We start from the raw sequence: 18,429 nt of genomic DNA, 5'->3' as shown, positions 1-18,429 counted from the left end.
CCTGGACCTGATAGATGCCGACGCGGGTATCACCGTGAGCGAGGCGCGTTTCTCCCAGACCCTGCTGTCCTTCGACGCACCGCCGCTGCCTGGCGACGTGCCGGCGCGCCTCCCCAGTCCGTTCGAGTCAGGCCCTCCGGTGCGACTGGCCTGTCTTGCCGCGGAGGCGTTGCAACAGCGACTGCGGCGCGAGCATGCGCGGTGGGAAGAGCTGTGGCGGCCCGGTGGCGGCAAGATGTTCGGAGTGCTGGTCGTCGCGGGGCCGGAAGGACGGCTGGGGTACCTGTGCGCGTTCTCCGGGATGCTGGGCGGCTCCTGGGACGTGGAGGGCTTCGTCCCGCCCGTGTTCGACCCCATGGCGCGCGCCGCGTTCTGGCCCGAGGGTGAGGCGGAGCTGGCCGAACTGGGACGGAGGCACGCGGAGCTGACGGAGCAGTGCGCACGCCTCGCCCAGGAGCCTCGAGGACGAAAGGCCGAGCTGCGAGAACTCGAAGCGCGCCGGAGCGAGGTCGCGCACGAGCGGGCGGAGCGTTCCCGAGCCCTCTGGAGTCAACTGTCGCAGGGCTTCGCGGTTCCCAATGCGAGAGGCGGGCAGCGGTCCATGGCCGCGCTGTTCGCGCCGCGTCCACCGCCGGGAGGCGCGGGAGATTGCGCCGCGCCCAAGCTGTTGTCCTGCGCGTACCGTCACGGATTCAAGCCCCTGGCGCTCGCGGAGTTCTGGTGGGGCGCGGAGCCGCTCGGAGGAGGTCGGCGGTCGGGTGCGTATTACCCGGCCTGTGACAACAAGTGCGGAACGGTGCTGCCGTTCATGCTGGAGGGCCTGGCCGTGGACCCCGCGCCAGCTTCGCCCGTCACCTCCCGCGACGAGGACGTGCTCCGCGTGCTGCACGAGGACGCGGCGTTGCTCGTGGTCGACAAGCCCCACGGCTTGCCATCGGTGCCGGGCCGGCATTCACCCACGCGCGACTCGGTGCTCGTCAGACTCCTGCCACGTTTCCCGGACCTGAGCGCCGCGCGCTTCGTCCACGAGCTGGAGTCAGAGGTGTCGGGCCTCCAGGTGATTGCCCGGGACACCGCGACCCAGTCCGCGCTCCAGCGCCAGCTCGCACGTGGCGAAGCCGAGCACCGGCACGTCGCCTGGGTCGAAGGACTCGTCGCCGTCGAGCAGGGTCGTATCGACGTGCCCTTGCGAGGCACGACGTCAGGTGCCCTTGAAACGCTCGCGAACCCGAATCACGGCAAGCAGGCCGTGACGGAGTGGCGTGTCACGGAGCGAAGCGAGTCGCGCACACGCGTGCTGCTCTGGCCCCGGACGCGTCATGCGATGCAATTGCGCATCCATGCCGCGCATCCGTTGGGGCTGGGCCTGCCCCTCGTCGGAGACGCGCGCTTTGGCGTCGAAGACTCGCGGCTGATGCTTCACGCAGAGGGGCTCGACTTCACCCACCCGGGGACCGGGAAGCGGTTGTGTTTCCAGGCTCGCGCCTCATTCTGAGGACACTCGCATACACCGCCACGGTGAGGGCAGACAGCGCCAGAGGTCTTCTCGGTCCGAGGAGGAAATGGCAAGGTGCCGAACCCAACAAGTGGGGATTGGAGCCGCCGTGAAATCGATGCGTTTCTACGTCGCCTTGCTCGCCATCGTGCCTGGGGTCGTGTCACTGGAGGCTTCCGCGATGTTCACCAATCACGCATCCAAGGAGATCAATCTCAAGCTCATCTACGTGGGGCCACAGCTCTCGGGCAAGGCTGAGAACCTCCAGTACGTGTACGACAGGACCGAGCCGGACTCGAAGGGCAAGATGCTCTCGCTCGACACGAAGACCGAGACCACGATGTTCTTCGACCTCTTGCCAAAAGGCGTGGGCGAAATCCGTGGCTACCGAGTGCGCATCCACCTCTACAGCCTCGCGGGCCAGGAGGAGTACGCCGCTTCGACCCGATTGCTGCTCAAGCACGCCGACGGAATCGTCTTCGTCGCCGACTGCCAGAAGGAACGGCTCGATGCGAACCTTGAAGCTTTGGCGAGAGTGAAGTCCGCTCTGCATGACCAGGGAATGGATTGGTCGCGGTTCCCGAAAGTGTTTCAGCTCAACAAGCATCGACTCCCGAATGCGCTCCCTGCGGCCGAACTCAAGAAGGCGCTCGGGCTCACGAGTGAACCGACCCTCCTCGCGGACACACGGGATGGTAGCGGCGTGTTGGATACGCTCACAGCGGGCGTCAAGGAACTGCTGTCGGGCCTGAAAGAGAACCGCGTGAAGGAATGGGTGCCCTCCCAGGAGGAGAAGGCCTCTGGCGACCGCATGACCTCCCGTGTGCAGCTCGTGTCCCACTACGGAGAGTTCTTCGGAGAGGGCGTTCACGAATACGGTCCCTGGGAGCCGTCCGCCAACGCCCCGCCGTTCTACGTGATGCGTCACCCTCCAACGAAGGACCGCCCCTACTACACCTACGCGACCTTTGGCGTCAGCACGAGCCCGCAGGCGGCTGGAGGACCTGAGCCTCGAATCGAGCTGCTTGCGTACTCGCCGGACGAGAACGACCGCGTGGTTGAACGTCTCGTCGCCGTGGCGCTGATGATCAAGTCGGCCTCAAGTGAGGACACGCCCTTCAAGACCTACGACACCGTGGACCTCGGCGATACCACCGAGCCCAACAGCCGGTTCGCACTGGTGCCCCCGGAGGAGGTTCCGGCCTTCTCCAGCTTTCCGAATCGGAAAAGAGAGCCCCAGCAGCTCCTCTTCACCCAGGCGGTGGGTGCGAAGAAGGACGCTGATGCACGGGTCACATTCGTGAAGCTGCTGCCGCTGACGAGCGATGAGGCGAGCTTCGCGGCCGAGAAGACAACCCGGGCCTTGCTCAAGAAGATGGGCTCCCGCCCGAAGCACCAGGGGTGGGGCCCGGTGACGGAGCCAGCCACGAAGCAGCGCGATGCTGCTTCCGGTACGCGGTAGCGCGGACACCGGCTCAGCGCGCCCTGGGGCGGAAGTATGAGTTGCAGGAGGGCAGGCGAGAGGGCACACCCTTCATGGCCCCCACGCCCCTGCGTGCCAGTGAGTCGGAGGGTCCCCAGCCTTAACCGGACTTTGCACGCGGCGCGGCACGGCCGGGCCGCATCGGAGGAGTCCGCTCATGGCCAGCAATCGCGGCGTCGTCTATCTGGGTCCCGGCAAGGTGGAGGTGCGCTCCATCGACTACCCGAAGATGGTGAACCCGGAAGGGAAGTCCATCGAGCACGGGGTCATCCTCAAGGTGGTCTCCACCAACATCTGTGGCTCGGACCAGCACATGGTGCGCGGACGCACCACGGCGCCGAAGGGCCTGGTCCTCGGCCACGAAATCACCGGAGAAATCATCGAGAAGGGCAAGGACGTCGAGTACCTCGCCATCGGCGACCTCGTCACCGTGCCCTTCAACGTCGCCTGTGGTCGCTGTCGCACGTGTCGTGAGCAGCAGACGGGCGTGTGCCTCAACGTCAACAAGGGCCGCGCGGGCGGTGCCTACGGCTACGTGGACATGGGCGGCTGGGTGGGCGGACAGGCCGAGTACGTCATGGTCCCCTACGCGGACTTCAACCTCATCCGCTTCCCGGACAAGGCGCAGGCGCTGGAGAAGATTCTCGACCTGACCATGCTGTCGGACATCCTCCCCACGGGCTTCCATGGTGCCGTCATGGCGGGCGTCGGTGTCGGCTCCACGGTGTACGTCGCGGGTGCAGGTCCGGTGGGGCTCGCGGCGGCGGCCTCCGCGCATGTGCTGGGCGCGGCGGTGGTGATGGTGGGTGACATGAACCCGGAGCGGCTGAAGCACGCGAAGGCCTCCGGCTTCGAGCCCATCGACCTGACCAAGAGCGACAAGCTCGAGGAGCTGATTGAAGCGGTCGTCGGTGTGCCGGAGGTGGATGCCTCCGTGGACGCCGTGGGCTTCGAGGCGCGCGGCCATGGCGCCCAGGCCACCACGGAAGCTCCCGCCACGGTGCTCAACTCCCTGATGGCGATTACCCGCGCCGCGGGTGGTATCGGCATCCCCGGGCTCTACGTCACCGAGGATCCGGGCTCCAAGGACGAGGCCGCGAAGCAGGGCAACCTGCGCATGCGCTTCGGGTTGGGCTGGGCCAAGTCCCATCGGTTCTTCACGGGGCAGACGCCCGTGCTGCGCTACAACCGCCAGCTCATGCAGGCCATCCTCCACGGCCGGCTGCCCATCGCGAAGGCCGTCAACGCCACCGTCATCTCGCTCGACGACGCGCCGCGCGGCTACCACGAGTTCGACACGGGCGTGGCTCGCAAGTTCGTCATCGACCCACATGGGATGGTGAAGAAGAAGTCCGCCTGAGTCCGGCGAGCAGGGACCTCTTCCTCCTCGGAGGCACGTGTGACGGCTCGTCACGTGCCCCGGGTGAATTCCTCGTGCCTTCCACCTGCGCTGTTGCCACCGCGTGCGGGCGGGGGCACAAGGCGCGCGGCGCTCCTCGGGCGACATCCGCTCGGGGACGCCGTTCGCCGGAGGCGAGATGTCCCGCACGTGGAACATGGTGGCGGCCGTGTGGTTCGCGGCCTGTGGCATTCAGGGTTGTGTTTCATCCGAAGAGGCTCAAACACCGGAGCAGGTGTCGCGCGAGGAGGCGTGGGAGGGCGAGCTGGAGGTCCGGGTGGTGGATGCGCCCTCGCTCGACGCCTCTCATGAGGAGTACGTCCTCGTCACCGGGCGCGAGCGTCACCCGGTGGTGTTCAAGGGCGACGCGCCGAAGGGCCTGCGCAGTGGCCTGCACGTGAAGCTGCGCGGACAGAGGACGGCGCGCCAGCTCGTCGCTCAATCGGTGGAGGTGGACACGCGGACCCGGTCCGCCAGCTCCACGCTGGGGACGTGTGGTGTCACCGGTGTGCAGCGCAGCCTGGTCATCATGGCGGCGTTCCCTGGCATGGCCACTCCCTCGAACACGCCGCAAGGGATGGAGGAGGCCTTCTTCTCCACCACGCGCCGCTCGCTGGCGGGGTACTGGAGCGAGGTCTCCGAGGGGCGCACCACGACGACAGGTGACGTGGTGGGCTGGTACACGCTGGACCGCGCCTATGCCTGCGAGGAGTCGGACGCGATGCGCACGGCCGCGCTCCAGGCGGCCGACGCGGACGTCGACTTCACGCAATATGACCGCATCTTCATCGTCCACCCGCGTCCGCAGGCGGGTTGCTACTACGGGGGGCTGGCCACGTTGTCCTGCGGTCAGGTCGCGACGCCGGACGGCACCGTGACGGCGTCCACCGCGTGGCTCGTCGCGCAGTCGATGAACACCCACGACAGCGCCGTGCAGCTCATCACGCACGAGGCGGGGCACAACCTGTCGCTGAACCACTCGCAGACGCGCGACTTCGGCGCGGAGCCGCTGTCGCTGTTGAACCTGGCGGGCACGCTGGACGAGTACGGCGACGTCTTCTCCACCATGGGCCGTTGGAACCTGGGCCACTACGCGGTGCCGCACAAGGCGCGCATCGGCTGGCTGGCTCCGTCCTCGGTGGTCCAGGTGGATGGCGTGGGAGGCACCTTCACGCTCGCGCCGGTGGTGGCGTCAGGCGGCGTGAAGGCCCTCAAGGTGCGAAGGGGGCAGGGCAATGACGCGTGGCTGTGGCTGGAGTACCGCCAGCAGGTGGGCAGCTACGAGTCGACGCTGCCGTCCCAGGTGTTCGGTGGCGCGCTCATCCACTACGAGGACGCGGACACGCGGGATGGCACGCACCTGCTCGACTTCACGCCGGGGACCGCGTCCTGGAGCGACCCGGCCCTGCTTCCGGGCACGACGTGGGAAGACCCGTACAGCAACCTCTCCGTGACGGTCGTCTCCGCCACCAGCACCGCGCTCACGGTGACCCTCCAGTACCGTCAGGCCGCCTGCATCCGAGCCGCGCCCGAGGTCGAGGTGACGCCCTTCGAGCCCACCGTCTGGCCTGGAAGCCGCCCCGAGGTGGAGCTGCTCATCATCAATCGTGACTCGGTGGGCTGTACCCCGAGCGTCTTCCAGCTCGCGGCCATCGTCCCGCCGGGCTGGAGCTCCGACCCGCTGCCCGCGCAGCGCACCATCGCCGCGTCGGGTTCGACGTCGCTGACGCTCCAGCTCTACACGCCGTACGCCGCGACGCCGGGGACGTACACCACGGGCGTGGACGTCACGCGCAATGGCCACACCGTGAGGGGCACGGCCGCGCAGGAGGTCGTCGAGCGCTGTGTCTCCGCGACTCCCACGCTCACGCTCTCGCCCACGACGGTGACGGTGACGCCGGGCACGGACGTCACCTGGACGGTGTACGTCCAGAACCACGACTCCGCTTCATGCAATTGGGTCTGGTACGACTTCTGGAACAACGACACGACGGGCTGGGACACGACCTGGTCTGACTGGGGCGTGAACCTGCCGCCGGGTGGCGACTTCACCTTCACGATGACGAAGACCATTCCCGCGAATGCCCAGGGCACCCACACGGTGGGCCTGGAACTCTTCCAGGACGAAGTCGGCATCGTGGCGAGCACCACCGCCACCGTGCATGTGGCTGAGTAGCTGAAGGGGAGGGGAGCCGGCCCGCGCTCGCGTCGAGCCCCCGGCTCCTCTCGGCCAGGCGACCCATTGGCTGCTCAAGGGCTCTCAAGCCACGGCGGCGAGCCGGGTACACGGACGCTGTTCAGTTTGCTCCTGAGGCACAGCCCGAAGGAGCCGCTCATGTCCAAGTTCCAGCGCATCACCCCGTTCCTGTGGTTCCCCGACCAGAAGCAGACGGAGGCCGCCGTCGCGCTCTACACGTCGGTCTTCCCGAACTCGCGAGTCGTCACGACGACGCGCTACAACGAGCCGAGCGCGAAGGTGAGCGGTCAGCCCCTTGGTGCGGTGATGACCCTCGAGTTCCAGCTCGACGGCCAGGACTTCGTGGCCATCAACGGAGGTCCCCACTTCAAGTTCACGGAGGCCCTGTCGTTGGTAGTGAACTGCGAGTCGCAGGCGGAGGTGGACCACTACTGGTCACGCCTGTCCGAAGGCGGTGACGAGCGCGCCCAGCAATGTGGCTGGCTCAAGGACCGCTTCGGCGTGTCGTGGCAGGTGGTGCCCACCGAGCTCGTTCGACTGCTCGCGGGCCCGGACTCGGAGAAGTCCCGCCGCGTGACGGAGGCGATGTTGAAGATGAAGAAGCTCGACCTCGACGCCCTGCGCAGGGCGGCCGGATAGCTGTCGACGCGCCCGCGAGCCGCGAGGACACGGAGGGGCGAAACGGACCTGCGGGATTCCCGTCCCTCCCTCCTCGTTGTCGCGGGGTTTCGACAGAATCGTCACGGCATCCATTCGCGAGCCAGGAGACGGTGCGGCTTCGCACGATGCGCGAGGGAAATGACATGCGTGGATTGAAGCGTCCGTTCATCGCTGTGCTCGTCGCGTCCTCCTGGCTCCTGGGAGGATGCGGAGAAGTGGAACCCGCGCTGCGTGACACGGAGCTGGAGGCTTCGCTCCCCTTCACCCAGCCGCTGGCGGCCACCCAGAGCACGTCATTCCAGGATGGCGTGGCCCCGACGACGGACTACGCGGGCACCCGGGACGCGATGATTGAAGAAGAGGACTCCGACGCCAACCACGGGAGCGACACGAAGCTCTCCGCGAGCGGAGACACGCCCGCCGGCAGTGGCAACGAGAACTTCGCCCTGCTGGCGTGGGACGTGTCCGTCATTCCAGCCAACGCCGTCGTCCGCTCGGCCTCGCTCACCGTCACCGTGTCCGACAAGGCCGACCAGGACTACCAGCTGTATGCGCTGACGCGCGGCTGGACGGAGAGCCAGGTCACCTGGGAGCAAGCGGACAACAGCCAGGACTGGGCCTCGAACGGCGCGGATGGGACGGGAGACCGGAACCCCGCGGTGCTGGGCACGCTTCGAGCGCCCGCGACCGGCACGTACACCGTGATGCTGAATGCCCAGGGGGTGGCGGCGGTGCAGCGGTGGGTGAGCACACCCGCGAGCAATCAGGGCCTCATCCTCGCCAACAAGGACAATGACAACCGCCTGGAGCTGCGCTCGAGCGAGTACTCGACGAAGGCGTCGCGTCCCAGGCTCACCGTGACGTGGGAGGCGTCGGGAACGCCCGGTGGCGAGGTGCCCGCCTCGGGGACGTTCAAGGGCACTTGTGACGGCTCCGGTGGCGCCTGGGTGGATGGGACGCACTTCCTGAACGTGAATGACGAGTCCCAATCCGTGCGCATCTACACCCGGAGCCAGAGCGCCACCGCTGTGAAGACGCAGGACGTGAGCGCCGCCATCGGCCTCTCGTCGTCGGACGAGGCGGACCTGGAGGACGTGGCCCGCGTGGGCAATCGCCTCTACGTGACGGGCTCGCACGCGCGCAACAAGGACGGTGAGCTGGAGTCGTCGCGCTACAAGTTCTTCGCGCTGGATGTCGCGGGCACCGCGCCCTCGGTCACCCTGCAGGTGGCGGGGACGTCCTCGACGCTGCTGCGTGACTTGCTCGACGCCGCCAACTGGGATGCTCCGGACTCGGCCGTCATCACGCTGCTGAATGCGCGCTCACGGTTGTCGGAGCCCACGGTGGCCTCGCTCGCGCCAAAGCTGAACGGCACCAACGTGGAGGGGCTCGCGGCGTTGCCCTCGGGCGAACTGGCCATCGGCTTCCGCAACCCACGCGTGGGCTCCAGTGCCCTGGTGGTGACGCTGACCAATCCGGACGCCGTCCTCACGGGAGCCACTGCGCGGTTTGGTCGAGCCATCCCCCTGAATCTGGGAGGCCAGGGACTGCGAGGCATGGCGTGGTCGGAGGCCCACCAGGCGATGTTGCTCCTCAGCGGTCCACATGACGAGAGCAGTGGCCCCTTCGCCCTCTGGAAGTGGCCGGGCGACGCGAGCAGCGCGCCAGTGAAGGTGGTGGACCTGACCGCGCCGGAGAACTCCGCGCCGGAGGCCGTCATCCCCTATCCCGGCTCGCTGGATGTGCAGGTGCTCTTCGACATGGGCTCGCGCTTGATGGGAGGGACGGAGTGCAAGGACGTCGCATCCTCCAGCCAGAGCTTCAGCGACGTGTTCGTGCACGTCGACTGAGTCAGGGCGCGGAAGATGCCCGGGGCGAGACTCCGGGAAGAAGAGGAGTCTCGCCCCAGGAGGGGTGTGGGGACTTCGAGGGGGGCTTCAACAGCCAGAGATGCAGATGGAATAGACGGCGGAGCAGCCCGCCAGGCATCCCAGGTTGCCGCCACATCTGCCGTTGCAACTCGACAGATTGTCGGAACACTTCTCCCTGCAGGTCTTCGTCGCGGCCGCGGAGACCTCCCCGGTCTGGGCGCTGTCCTCGGAGGGGGTGTCCAGCGTCTCGTCGGGCTCCATGGGACCACAGCCCACGGTCAACACGAGGGCCGCCATGCCTACCAACCACGCCAGGGGATTCTTCATGTTCGTGACTCCATGTCGTCGGGAGCGAGCGCTCCCGTGTGTTTGACGTCAGGTTGAAAGTCTTGGATGGATTTCGAGGGGGAAGCAGGTGGCCGTGAGTGATGAGGGCCTACCGCGGCTCCTGCTCACCGTGGGTGAGCGCGAGGAGCGCCTTGAAGGGGTCCTCCGTCCGCGCCTCCGGCGTCGGAGCGCCCGTCGGCGTGCAGATGGCGCCCGGGAAGTCGGGCATGAGGTTCACGGGGCTCTTCGGCTTCTGGGGCTCGAAGCAGCTCGTCGCGCCCGTCGGAGACGGCATGGCCGCGGATGGCTGGGTGCCCGGAGTGTCGCAGATGGACTTGGGCAGCGCGTTGTCGACTTTGGGCTGGTTGATGAACTGCTTGATGGAGGTCGCGCTTCCGATGCTCATGGTCCTGCTCCTGTCCGAGGGGCTCTGGACGACAGCAAAGCAAGGCCGGGGCCACGACCTAAGGGCGCGAAAGGACGAGCCGGCGCGGAGCCGGTTGTAGGCCGCGGACTACAAGTCGCCGCGGGATTGCTGGCTGGAGACTGCAATCGCGCAAGCTCTCTCCGAGCCCCGCGAAGCTCTTCAGCGCCCTGGGTGAGCGCTCACTTCACCAATCGCAGCACCGCTCGCACCGCGCGCTCCGTTCCGTCCACGCCTTCCAGCGCGGCGGCGAGCGCGCGGGCCCGGGCCGTGACGGCGGGCTCCAGGAGTCGGGAGAGGGCACTGGCGACGGAGGTCGCGTCGAGTGCCGAGGGAAGCACCGCGACGCCCACGCCGAGCCGCTCCACGCGACGCGCGTTCGCGAGCTGGTCCCCGCCGAAGGGAATCACCACCATGGGTCGGCCCGCGGCGAGCGCTTCCTGCACGGTGTTGTTCCCGCCATGCGTCACGACGAAGTCCACGCGCCGGAGCAAGGGCACCTGGGGCACCTGACGGAACACGAGCGTGCGAGGGCCGGCGCGAGGCTCCAGTCGGCCGAAGCTGGCGCCCGCGCTGACGACGGTGTGGATGTCATGTCGCGCCAGTCCGTCGAGGATGGCGTTGAACACGCGAGGCTGTCCGTTGAACACGGTCCCCAGCGACACGTACACATGGCGGCGCCCCGGCTGAAGGGCGCGCAGCGCGGGGTCGTCCTGGTCCGCGTCGCGGGCGCGCGGGAGGCAGGGCCCCACCATCTCCACGGGGCCCGGGAGGAGCTTCAGGCCCGGCTCCAGCTCGGGAATCGTCATCAGAAGATTGAGGTCGTCGGAGATGGGCGCGGAGAGCAGCCCTCCCCCGCGGAGCTGCACACCCAGCGCGCTCGCGTCCCGTGCGACGCGCTCATCGAACCAGCGGCCGAGCGACTGCGTCGCTGCCTCCGCGCGCGCCCAGGTCGCATCACGGGGCGCATCATCCGGAAGTCCACTGCCAAAGGGTGACGCCCCCTCCACGGGGAAGGGCAGCGCCGAGTGATAGAGCGCCGCATAGGGCCGCTGTGTCAGTCGGGCGGCGAGCAGTGCGGCCGGCATGAGGTAGTCACCGAGCACCACATCGATGTGGGCCGCCTCGATTTCCCGGGCGAGGTGGCGGGCCTGGGACTTCATCCCGGCGGTGAACAGCCGGAGCGCCAGGGCCAGCTCGTCGACGCCGCGGGCGCGCGGGATGCGGGCCCCATACCAGAGCATGGCGGGCGAGGGCTGGAGCCGGATGAGGCGCAGGCCGTCGCGCTGGATGGCGTGGGGCAGCGTCGTCGCGACGCGCAGGGGCTCGGGCCAGAGGTCGGAGAAAGGGAGGGGCGGCGCGGCCAGGGCCATCGCGACGTCGTGGCCCAGCTCGCGCAACCGTCCGCCCAGGACTCGCAAGGCGTTGGTGTGGCCCGCCGTCGGATGGGCCGCCATCAAGATGCTCGACATGGAGGACGCTTAGCACGACCTGTCGTGCCGCCTGCCCCCCGGTGTGCCTGCCCGGGTGTCACAGCGGGGGCTCCACCACTCCACGTCAGAGGGAGCCACGGTGGCTTCCCTTCGAGCTTCGAGAGGTGGGGACCATGTCCAAGGAAACGCAGTCCTTCCTGACGGTGCTGCTGTCACTCGTGCTGGTGCCGGGAGTCCTGCTCCTCGTCAGCGCGGTGACGGGAGGCGCCTTCCCGGCGGGCGTCGCGCTGCTGCTGGGGCTACCGCTGGGGCTGGGGTACGGCCTGGAGGCCGGGCTCTTGCGCATCTATCCGCTGCCCTCCGCGCAAGGCTGGGTGGAGCTCATCATCGACCTCACCTGGAGCCTGCCCAACACGCTGTTCGGCTTCATCTTCGGAAACATCGTCTATGTCTTCTTCGGCAAGCTGTCCCGCCCCGACTCGGAGGGACAGGGCTGGATTGTCTATCGAGCCAACCCGGGAGGCTCGTTCGGAAACAACGTGCTCCAGACGCTGGGCACGGTGAACCTGGGCGGCGCGGGGCAACACGAGAAGATGCACCTGCTCCAGGCGCGCATCTTCGGCCCCTTCTACCTGCCCTTCGTCGCAGCCTCGTATGTCATCACGTCCCTGCTGCAACTGCTCTGGACGTGTACCCTCGGCGGGCTCCTGAAGCTGCTCGGTATGCGAGACAAGGCCTACCTCCGGCCGCCCGCGCGCTCCGCGGTGGGAGGCTTCTTCGGGTGGATCTACTACGCGACGCCCATCGAGCTGTGGGCCTACGCCACCGGCAACCCTTGAGACAGGCTGAGTCATTCTTGCCGTCTTGTCCTGCTTTGCATGACTGGTGCTAGGTTTGCTCCACCGGAAGCCCAATCATGGCCCGGTGGAGGGTGCACACGTGCGCAGCAGGAACATCCTGGGTGGGTTGTTGACGGCGGCACTGCTGACGATGGGCTGTGGTGGCATGGAGCCGGCGCTGGAGGAGGAGCAGGCCTCGCTCGACGCGCGCGAGGACGCGCTGCCCTTCTGCGGCAACCAGTCCTACTGGATTGATTACTACTCCGACGCGACGTACACGAAGTGGGTCGGATACATCTCATGTGAGTGTTATCAGACCGCGTGGCTCTCCGGCCGCCGGACCAGCTTCGCGGTGACGGACTTCTCGTCCACCTGCGGCTGATGACCCTGGCTGCTCGCGGGCCCTGCCCGATGCTCCCTGTGAGGGGCATCGGGCCGAGCCCAGGGACTAGGGACAGATGTTGTAGCAGGAGCCCGCGCCGCGAGCCCGGCACTCCGCGGTGGAGGAGCAGCTCGAACAGTCGTAGGAGCAGTAGCCCAGCAGACCCACCGGCTCGTCAGAGAAGAGGGCAGGCGTGGCGTCCAGCGGGAGCCCGCTGCGCGCCCTCGACATGAGCAGCTTCTGCTTGTCCGCGTCACAGGCGCTGGCGGCTGGGGTGGTGGAGTCGTCCGCGACAGGTTCATCCTGAGGGAAGGTGGCGGCAATCATTCCCACCGCGACGGTCAGCGCCAGCACGAATCCAAAGGCAGGCTTCAGCGTCATTCAGAGCTCCTGGTGAGGGGAACACCGCGATGATGCATCCGAGGCCTGACTTGCTCGCATGCGTCATGGGCCGCGCTGTGCAGCTCTGAACAGCGCGGCTCGTGTGTGCTCCGAGGTCCGGGGAGCCCTCACTGCGCGGTCCTCGCGCCTCGGCGGGCACCCTGTCGCTGTTGGATGCCCCGGCGCAGCTTGGCGATGAGCACCTCGGGACTGGCGGAGCGGACCAGGACGTCATCGGCCCCGGCCTCCAGGCTGGCGGTGAACACGCCGGCGTCTTCCTTGTCGACGATGAGGTAGACGGGAAGGTCCTCGGTGGCCGGGTTCTTCCGGAGCGCTTGCAGGAGCGAGTGCAGGTCTCCATCCGGCAACGGGTTGGCCAGGATGGCCGCCTGCGCGCCGGAGCCCACGGCCTTCTCCACGTCCGCGCGCGTCCTGGCGCGCACGGTGCTGAAGCCCTCCGCCATGAGGCGGATCTGCAGCGTCATCGCATTGGCGCCGTCCGTCTCGGCCACCACCACCCGGGGCGCCGTCTGGTCAGCCAGCGCGCTGGCCTCCAGCTCCGTGGTGAGCGCCTCCAGCATGGGGATGGGCAGGCGCGCGTCCTGGCGAAGCGCCTGGAGCGCCTGGGCCGCCCTGGCCGGTGTCGGCTGCGCGCTCTGGACCTCCTGGACGAAGCGCGCCGCGCCCAGCAGGGCCCCCGCCGCGCGTCCCACGGGTGGAGCGCGCTCCTCGCCTTCCGGCAGCACGGCGACCAGCAGCTCGGTCACCTCGGGCATGCCGCTGCTCGCGAGCACCAGGGCGCGAGCGCGCGAGGGCAGCGTGAAGCGGCGCGGCTCCTCCAGTCGCGCGGCCAGGGCCAGGGCGCAGGCCGCGGTGCCGAGCACGGCCTCGTCCACGCGCCCGGCGCCCAGCCTCACCGCGATGCGTCGCGCCAGCTTCGTCAGGAAGGGCGCCAGCGTCGCGCTGCCGCCGAGCATCGACAGCATTCCATCCAGCAGTCGCGCCTGCGTCTCGGCGAGCCGCGCCAGCGGTCCGCCCTCACCCATCAACGCCGCGCTGTAGGAAGGCAGCAGACGCACCTCCACCTGGGGATGCGCGGCGCGCAGCTTCTGCGCGAGACCGGCGGCGTCCGTCACCGAGTCCTCGAGCACGAGCACCAGGTCATAGCCCCCGAGCGCGAGCGCGCGTCCGGCATCGGCCGAGGGACTGGTCGCCGCCGCCAGGCCCTGCATCAACAGCAGTCGCACCACGGCCTCGCGAGGCTCGGAGGGCTCCGCCACCAGCAACACCATGCGCGCGCGCACGTCGCTCCGGGGCGGCGTCACCCGGCTCGCGGTCTCCATGGAGGCGGGAGTCCTGGTGTCCGGTGACTCGGTCGGCGTGAAGGTGTGCTCGTCGAGCACCGCGCGGCCGGTGAACTGCTCCGCGAACTGGAGCACGCGCGCGTGCCCGCCGACGTCGGGCTCATCCTTCAGCTCAATGGGGACGCGCTCCCGGGGACGGGGCTCCTCCTCGGTGTAGAAGCGTTGGATGGCCTTGCGGATGGCCTGCTCCGTGGCGAACAGCCCCTGGACGGCGACGGCGCGCGTGGAGAACTTGAGCGCGTCGGTGACCTGCACGTCCCGAGGGTCCTGCACCGCGCAGAACAGCTCGCGTCCGCGCAGTCCCACGGGGACGGCGCACAACCGCTCGCACAGCTCGCGGGGAATCTGTTGGATGAGCTCCCTGGGCACTGGCAGGGCTTGGAGCTTCTCGTCGGTGATGTGTGGCAGGCCGGACTGCTCGGACAGCGCGCGCACGAGGTTCTCGGGCTCCAGCCAGCGCTCGTGGACGAGCAACTGGCCCAGCCTGCCGCCCTTGCGTTTCTGGAGCGCCAGGGCTTCATCCAGGACGTGGGGCGTGAGCATGCCGCGCGTCAGCAGGATGGCGCCCAATTGCTGGCGTGTCCGGGCCGCGCGGGGGCCGGGCGGGAATGGCGCGGGGGCCAGTCGTGTGGGGGGCTCGATTCCCAGCGCTGGAGGACTCGCGGTGGGAGGGCGAGCCACCGCTGTGACTCCCATCCCGTTGGGGGGCGGCGTCACGGGACGCAGCATGGGCGGCGGGCCCGGAGGGGGACGTCGGGTCTCCCTTCCGGGAGGGGTGCGCGTGCGCGGAAAGTCCGCACCCTCCAGGCGAATCTCCTCTCCGGGGACACTGGCCAGGTCCGCCAGGGGCGAGCGCCAGTCTGGAAAGGCGCGGCCGAAGAGGCTGGCGATGTCGGAGGCGCTCACGCGCAGGCGGTGGTCGAAGAGGAAGTTCTGGATGGACTCGGAGAACTCACGGGCCACGGGAAATCGCGCGGCGGGTTGGGCGGCCAGCGCGCGCAGGAGCAGGGCCCACAGCGGCGCGGGGACGCCGGGCAGGGGCTCCAGGGCGCGCTCGTCGAAGTTGCCCAGCGCGTGGATGATGTGAGGTGTGGTCCCCTCGAAGAGGCGGCGTCCGGCGAGCATCTCGTAGAGCAGCAGGCCCAACAGGAAGATGTCGCTGCGCTGGTCCACGGGACGGCCGTGGACCTGCTCGGGGGACAGGTAGTTGATTTTGCCCTTGAGCACGCCGACCTGCGTCTCCTGGTGTCCCTCGTCCGCGACCTTGGCGATGCCGAAGTCGGCCAGCTTCACGCCTCCGTTGCTGGAGACCATGACGTTGGAGGGATTGACGTCGCGGTGGATGATGTTGAGCGGGGCGCCGCTGGAGTCCGTGCAGCCATGGGCATACGCGAGGCCGTCCGCCACCTGCTGGGCGATGAAGCAGATTTCGCGAATCCCCAACGGGACTTGTCGCCTGCGCGCCGCCTTGAGCAGCGCGCCCAGGTTCTCCCCGTCCACGAACTCCATCACCATGTAGTACTGGCCGGCGCTGGAGCCCAGGTCCAGCACCTGCAAGACATTGCCGTGCTGAAGCGAGACGGAGAGCTTGGCTTCGCGCAGGAACAGGTCGACGAAGGCCGCGTCCTGCACGAAGGAGGGGAGGATGCGCTTGACGGCGACAGGCTTCTCGAAGCCCTCGGCGCCCACCACCTTGCCCAGGAAGACCTCGGCCATACCGCCCGCGGCCAGCTTCTTCACGATGCGGTAGGTCCCCACGCTGTCTCCGGAGCCGCAATGCCATCGCAGACGTTTCGGAGAGAGGAAAGGTCACAATCGGGCGTTCCGGGCTCCAGGGGCCGGGAAAAGTGGCGGGACTGTCTTTCGGTCAACGCTTGTCGGCGGTGGGGTGTCTGTTCTTGGACGCCGCGGACGGATGGCGGATGCCCGTGGTGAGGTAGGCATTGAAGAGGCCGACCTGGGGTCCCGGGCCCAGGACGGTGGAGACCTTCTCCAGCAGGGCCTGCTGGATGGAGGGCCACTTCTCGCCCAGGGCCTTGCGCGCCAGGACGACGGGGGCGCTCGCGCGAATCATGGAGTCCACCATGGCGGCGGTGGATGGGTATTCCGCGCGGGCCGTCGTCTCGTACACGGCGACCTCGTCAAAGCCAGCCGAGGCCATCTCGCGCAGACACGTCTCCCGGTCCGACAAGGGCATCATGCCGTCCCGAGGCGCGCCACCGCCACCACCGCCGCCTGTCATCAGCTCCGCGAAGCTTTGATAGACGGTGTTCATCGCGGGGGAGTGCTCCAAGGGCAGCCAGCTCGACACGATGGCGCGGCCGCCTGGGACGAGCACGCGGTGCAGCTCGCGGAAGCCGCGCGGGCGGTCCGGGAAGAACATCAGGCCGAAGAGGGAGAAGGCGGTGTCGAACGCCTGGTCGGGCAGGGGCAGGGCCATGCCGTCGCCCGCGAGCGCTTCGATGTCGAGTCCTTCCGCGGTGGCGCGCTCACGCAGCGCGGAGAGCATCTGGGGGGCGAAGTCCACCGCCGTCACGCGGGCGCCCTGTCGCGCCGCGAGCAGGGAGAGGGTGCCGGGACCCGCCGCCACATCCACCACGCGCGAGCCCGGGCCGACGGCCATGCGAGAGAGGGCGTCCCGGGCGAAGTTCTCGAACACGGGGAGCAGCTCGCGCACGTACTCGGGCGCGACGAGGTCCCACGGTTCGGGGGCTGCGAGCGGTGAAGCGGTCGACGACATGGGGTGTGGCCTCCAGGATGTTGGACGCGGATTCCACCCTGAACGGGCCGCGAGCGCTTGGAAGAAATGCACCACCCGCGTGCCGCCAGGGCAGGGGCGGGGCTCCACGATGACTTCGGGTACGCTCGGAGCGCCCATGTCTTTCGCGCGTTCCTTTCTGCTCCTGTTCGTCGCCGCATGTTCCACCACCACGGGCGGTATGCATTCTCAGGCCACTCCCTTGCTGGTGTCCCATCCGGAGCAGCACTCCGTGCGAGTGGCGCGCGCTGTCGAGGCCACGGAGCGGAAGGACTTCGACACCGCGCAGCGGCAACTCGACGAAGCCCTCGCAGATGCGCCCACGGACGCGAAGGCCCTCTTCGTCCAAGCCTGTGTCTTCCTGGAGCGGGGCTCGCTGAAGGAGGCCACGGGGATGGTGAAGCGCCTGCGCGCGGCGGCGCCCGCGAGTCTCGAAGCACCGGTCCTCGAAGTGCTCATCGAGAGGCGCGGTACCCACCCGACAGAGGACTGGCGCGACTCATTCTTGTGGGCGTGGAGGAAGGCGGGTCGTCCGGGGTTCCAGGACCGCGACCTGTTCGACGGGATGGGTGATCTCCTGGAGAAGGCGAAGGCACTGCTGGCTGGAGCCTGGGGGCGGACGAACAGCGCGGAGGTCCGGCTGGTGCTCGCGCTCGCCGGCGACGAGCTTGATGCGGAGTCGCGGCGCTGGCTGTTCGCGCATCTGGAGGAGGTCAAGGACCCTGGATTGCTGCTGGCCGCCCTGGCGTTCTTCCAGCGCGATGTCCTGGCTGGGGAGCAGCGCGACCTGTTGCGGTCACGACTCCGTCGCTTCGCGGAGGATGCGCCGACGGACATGCAGCGCTCCCTCCTTCTCTTGCTGGAGCCTCGCGTGGCCGATGCGCCGTTCACGGACGAAGAGCTCCGCGAACTGGAGCGCATCGCGGCCCTGCCCGACTTCCGGCCCACGTCCACCGTGTCGATGTACGCGGAGGCTGAGCGGCTCTTGAGGTCAGCGGGAGTGACTCACCCCGAGAATGGCGCCTTCATGGTGATGGTGAATGAGCTGGTGCTTGACGGGCCCTATTTGATCTCCAAGGTCGTCGATGCCTCCTACGGGAGGCTCTCCACCGACCACCGCATGCGGCTGGGGCGGGTGCTGTGGTCCCTGGGCGAGCGCATGGCGGCCGAGTCGACGCTCGTCGAGCGCCTGGTGGGGCTGAACACGATGAGGGAGGGGGCCATGCTGCTCATTGACTCCGAGCGACTAACCCAAGCGGCGCTGGCTCTCGAAGAGGGACGGGAGGTCGCGCGCGTCTCGAGGAGTCTCGAACTCGACGCGTGGCCTCTCCCTTCGCTGCAGGAGGCGATGTTGGCCGCGACGGTGAAGGACGAGTGGACGCACCTGCGTGCCTTCGCCGTGCCCTGAGGCTGCCC

The 18,429-nt window shown here is 68.4% G+C and carries 15 protein-coding genes; 9 read left to right on the top strand and 6 right to left on the bottom strand.

The features are described 5' to 3' along the window. Positions 1–34: 34 nt before the first annotated feature. The 6 genes from HUA78_RS09895 to HUA78_RS09870 all read left to right on the top strand — a co-directional run bounded on the left by HUA78_RS09895 (position 35) and on the right by HUA78_RS09870 (position 9,084). Positions 35–1,495, top strand: a complete 1,461-nt coding sequence (locus HUA78_RS09895) for an RluA family pseudouridine synthase (protein ID WP_174476143.1) — start codon at positions 35–37, stop codon at positions 1,493–1,495. A gap of 118 nt (positions 1,496–1,613) precedes the next feature. Further along, the gene (locus tag HUA78_RS09890; RefSeq protein WP_254623655.1) at positions 1,614–2,957 is read left to right on the top strand and encodes a suppressor of fused domain protein; all 1,344 of its coding nucleotides are present in this window, start codon (positions 1,614–1,616) and stop codon (positions 2,955–2,957) included. 178 nt (positions 2,958–3,135) lie between these two features. Then, positions 3,136–4,338 (top strand): formaldehyde dehydrogenase, glutathione-independent, encoded by a 1,203-nt coding sequence (gene fdhA, locus HUA78_RS09885; RefSeq protein WP_174453926.1) that lies wholly within the window; start codon positions 3,136–3,138, stop codon positions 4,336–4,338. Positions 4,339–4,516: 178 nt separating this feature from the next. After that, on the top strand, positions 4,517–6,553 hold the full coding sequence (locus tag HUA78_RS09880) for a zinc-dependent metalloprotease family protein (protein WP_174476141.1): 2,037 nt from the start codon (positions 4,517–4,519) through the stop codon (positions 6,551–6,553). Between the two features lie 159 nt (positions 6,554–6,712). Beyond that, complete coding sequence (locus HUA78_RS09875; protein ID WP_141644475.1) at positions 6,713–7,213, top strand: VOC family protein; 501 nt, start codon at positions 6,713–6,715, stop codon at positions 7,211–7,213. Positions 7,214–7,377: 164 nt separating this feature from the next. Continuing rightward, positions 7,378–9,084, top strand: a complete 1,707-nt coding sequence (locus HUA78_RS09870) for a DUF3616 domain-containing protein (RefSeq protein ID WP_174476140.1) — start codon at positions 7,378–7,380, stop codon at positions 9,082–9,084. 87 nt (positions 9,085–9,171) lie between these two features. Here HUA78_RS09870 and HUA78_RS09865 read toward each other — a convergent pair whose 3' ends face one another. From HUA78_RS09865 to HUA78_RS09855, 3 genes are all read right to left on the bottom strand, one after another. Continuing rightward, on the bottom strand, positions 9,172–9,432 hold the full coding sequence (locus HUA78_RS09865) for a hypothetical protein (RefSeq protein WP_174460733.1): 261 nt from the start codon (positions 9,430–9,432) through the stop codon (positions 9,172–9,174). A gap of 109 nt (positions 9,433–9,541) precedes the next feature. Beyond that, positions 9,542–9,838: a hypothetical protein gene (locus HUA78_RS09860; protein ID WP_174465470.1), complete on the bottom strand. Its 297-nt coding sequence runs from the start codon at positions 9,836–9,838 to the stop codon at positions 9,542–9,544. A gap of 200 nt (positions 9,839–10,038) precedes the next feature. Next, the gene (locus tag HUA78_RS09855) at positions 10,039–11,328 is read right to left on the bottom strand and encodes a glycosyltransferase (RefSeq protein ID WP_174476139.1); all 1,290 of its coding nucleotides are present in this window, start codon (positions 11,326–11,328) and stop codon (positions 10,039–10,041) included. Between the two features lie 134 nt (positions 11,329–11,462). Here HUA78_RS09855 and HUA78_RS09850 point away from each other — a divergent pair, with 134 nt between their 5' ends. Then, positions 11,463–12,128 carry a hypothetical protein gene (locus tag HUA78_RS09850; RefSeq protein ID WP_141644471.1) on the top strand — a complete coding sequence of 222 codons (666 nt, stop codon included), beginning with the start codon at positions 11,463–11,465 and terminating at the stop codon, positions 12,126–12,128. Positions 12,129–12,228: 100 nt separating this feature from the next. Beyond that, positions 12,229–12,510, top strand: a complete 282-nt coding sequence (locus HUA78_RS09845) for a hypothetical protein (protein ID WP_371745538.1) — start codon at positions 12,229–12,231, stop codon at positions 12,508–12,510. 66 nt (positions 12,511–12,576) lie between these two features. On the opposite strand, the gene HUA78_RS09840 is transcribed toward HUA78_RS09845, so the two are convergent. The 3 genes from HUA78_RS09840 to HUA78_RS09830 form a co-directional block, all read right to left on the bottom strand. Continuing rightward, positions 12,577–12,891 (bottom strand): hypothetical protein, encoded by a 315-nt coding sequence (locus HUA78_RS09840; RefSeq protein ID WP_174476138.1) that lies wholly within the window; start codon positions 12,889–12,891, stop codon positions 12,577–12,579. 128 nt (positions 12,892–13,019) lie between these two features. Then, complete coding sequence (locus HUA78_RS09835) at positions 13,020–16,013, bottom strand: protein kinase (RefSeq protein WP_174476137.1); 2,994 nt, start codon at positions 16,011–16,013, stop codon at positions 13,020–13,022. Positions 16,014–16,122: 109 nt separating this feature from the next. Beyond that, complete coding sequence (locus tag HUA78_RS09830; protein ID WP_174460737.1) at positions 16,123–16,995, bottom strand: class I SAM-dependent methyltransferase; 873 nt, start codon at positions 16,993–16,995, stop codon at positions 16,123–16,125. 136 nt (positions 16,996–17,131) lie between these two features. Between HUA78_RS09830 and HUA78_RS09825 the strand changes: the two genes are divergently transcribed. Then, positions 17,132–18,421, top strand: coding sequence for a M48 family metallopeptidase (locus HUA78_RS09825; RefSeq protein WP_174476136.1), 1,290 nt, complete (start codon positions 17,132–17,134; stop codon positions 18,419–18,421). Positions 18,422–18,429: the final 8 nt, after the last annotated feature.

Origin of the sequence: Myxococcus sp. CA033, from assembly GCF_013336625.1 — a bacterium.
Lineage (GTDB): Bacteria > Myxococcota > Myxococcia > Myxococcales > Myxococcaceae > Myxococcus > Myxococcus llanfairpwllgwyngyllgogerychwyrndrobwllllantysiliogogogochensis.
Note: the sequence above shows the minus strand (reverse complement) of the source record. Positions and strands in the feature narration are given on the sequence as shown.

What these genes read in the sequence shown, in the direction of transcription:
- HUA78_RS09890 (WP_254623655.1), top strand. Translation starts at nt 1,614, where the DNA reads ATGCGTTTCTACGTCGCCTTGCTCGCCATCGTGCCTGGGGTCGTGTCA.
- fdhA (WP_174453926.1), top strand. Translation starts at nt 3,136, where the DNA reads ATGGCCAGCAATCGCGGCGTCGTCTATCTGGGTCCCGGCAAGGTGGAG.
- HUA78_RS09880 (WP_174476141.1), top strand. Translation starts at nt 4,517, where the DNA reads ATGTCCCGCACGTGGAACATGGTGGCGGCCGTGTGGTTCGCGGCCTGT.
- HUA78_RS09875 (WP_141644475.1), top strand. Translation starts at nt 6,713, where the DNA reads ATGTCCAAGTTCCAGCGCATCACCCCGTTCCTGTGGTTCCCCGACCAG.
- HUA78_RS09870 (WP_174476140.1), top strand. Translation starts at nt 7,378, where the DNA reads ATGCGTGGATTGAAGCGTCCGTTCATCGCTGTGCTCGTCGCGTCCTCC.
- HUA78_RS09865 (WP_174460733.1), bottom strand. Translation starts at nt 9,432, where the DNA reads ATGAAGAATCCCCTGGCGTGGTTGGTAGGCATGGCGGCCCTCGTGTTG.
- HUA78_RS09860 (WP_174465470.1), bottom strand. Translation starts at nt 9,838, where the DNA reads ATGAGCATCGGAAGCGCGACCTCCATCAAGCAGTTCATCAACCAGCCC.
- HUA78_RS09855 (WP_174476139.1), bottom strand. Translation starts at nt 11,328, where the DNA reads ATGTCGAGCATCTTGATGGCGGCCCATCCGACGGCGGGCCACACCAAC.
- HUA78_RS09850 (WP_141644471.1), top strand. Translation starts at nt 11,463, where the DNA reads ATGTCCAAGGAAACGCAGTCCTTCCTGACGGTGCTGCTGTCACTCGTG.
- HUA78_RS09840 (WP_174476138.1), bottom strand. Translation starts at nt 12,891, where the DNA reads ATGACGCTGAAGCCTGCCTTTGGATTCGTGCTGGCGCTGACCGTCGCG.
- HUA78_RS09830 (WP_174460737.1), bottom strand. Translation starts at nt 16,995, where the DNA reads ATGTCGTCGACCGCTTCACCGCTCGCAGCCCCCGAACCGTGGGACCTC.
- HUA78_RS09825 (WP_174476136.1), top strand. Translation starts at nt 17,132, where the DNA reads ATGTCTTTCGCGCGTTCCTTTCTGCTCCTGTTCGTCGCCGCATGTTCC.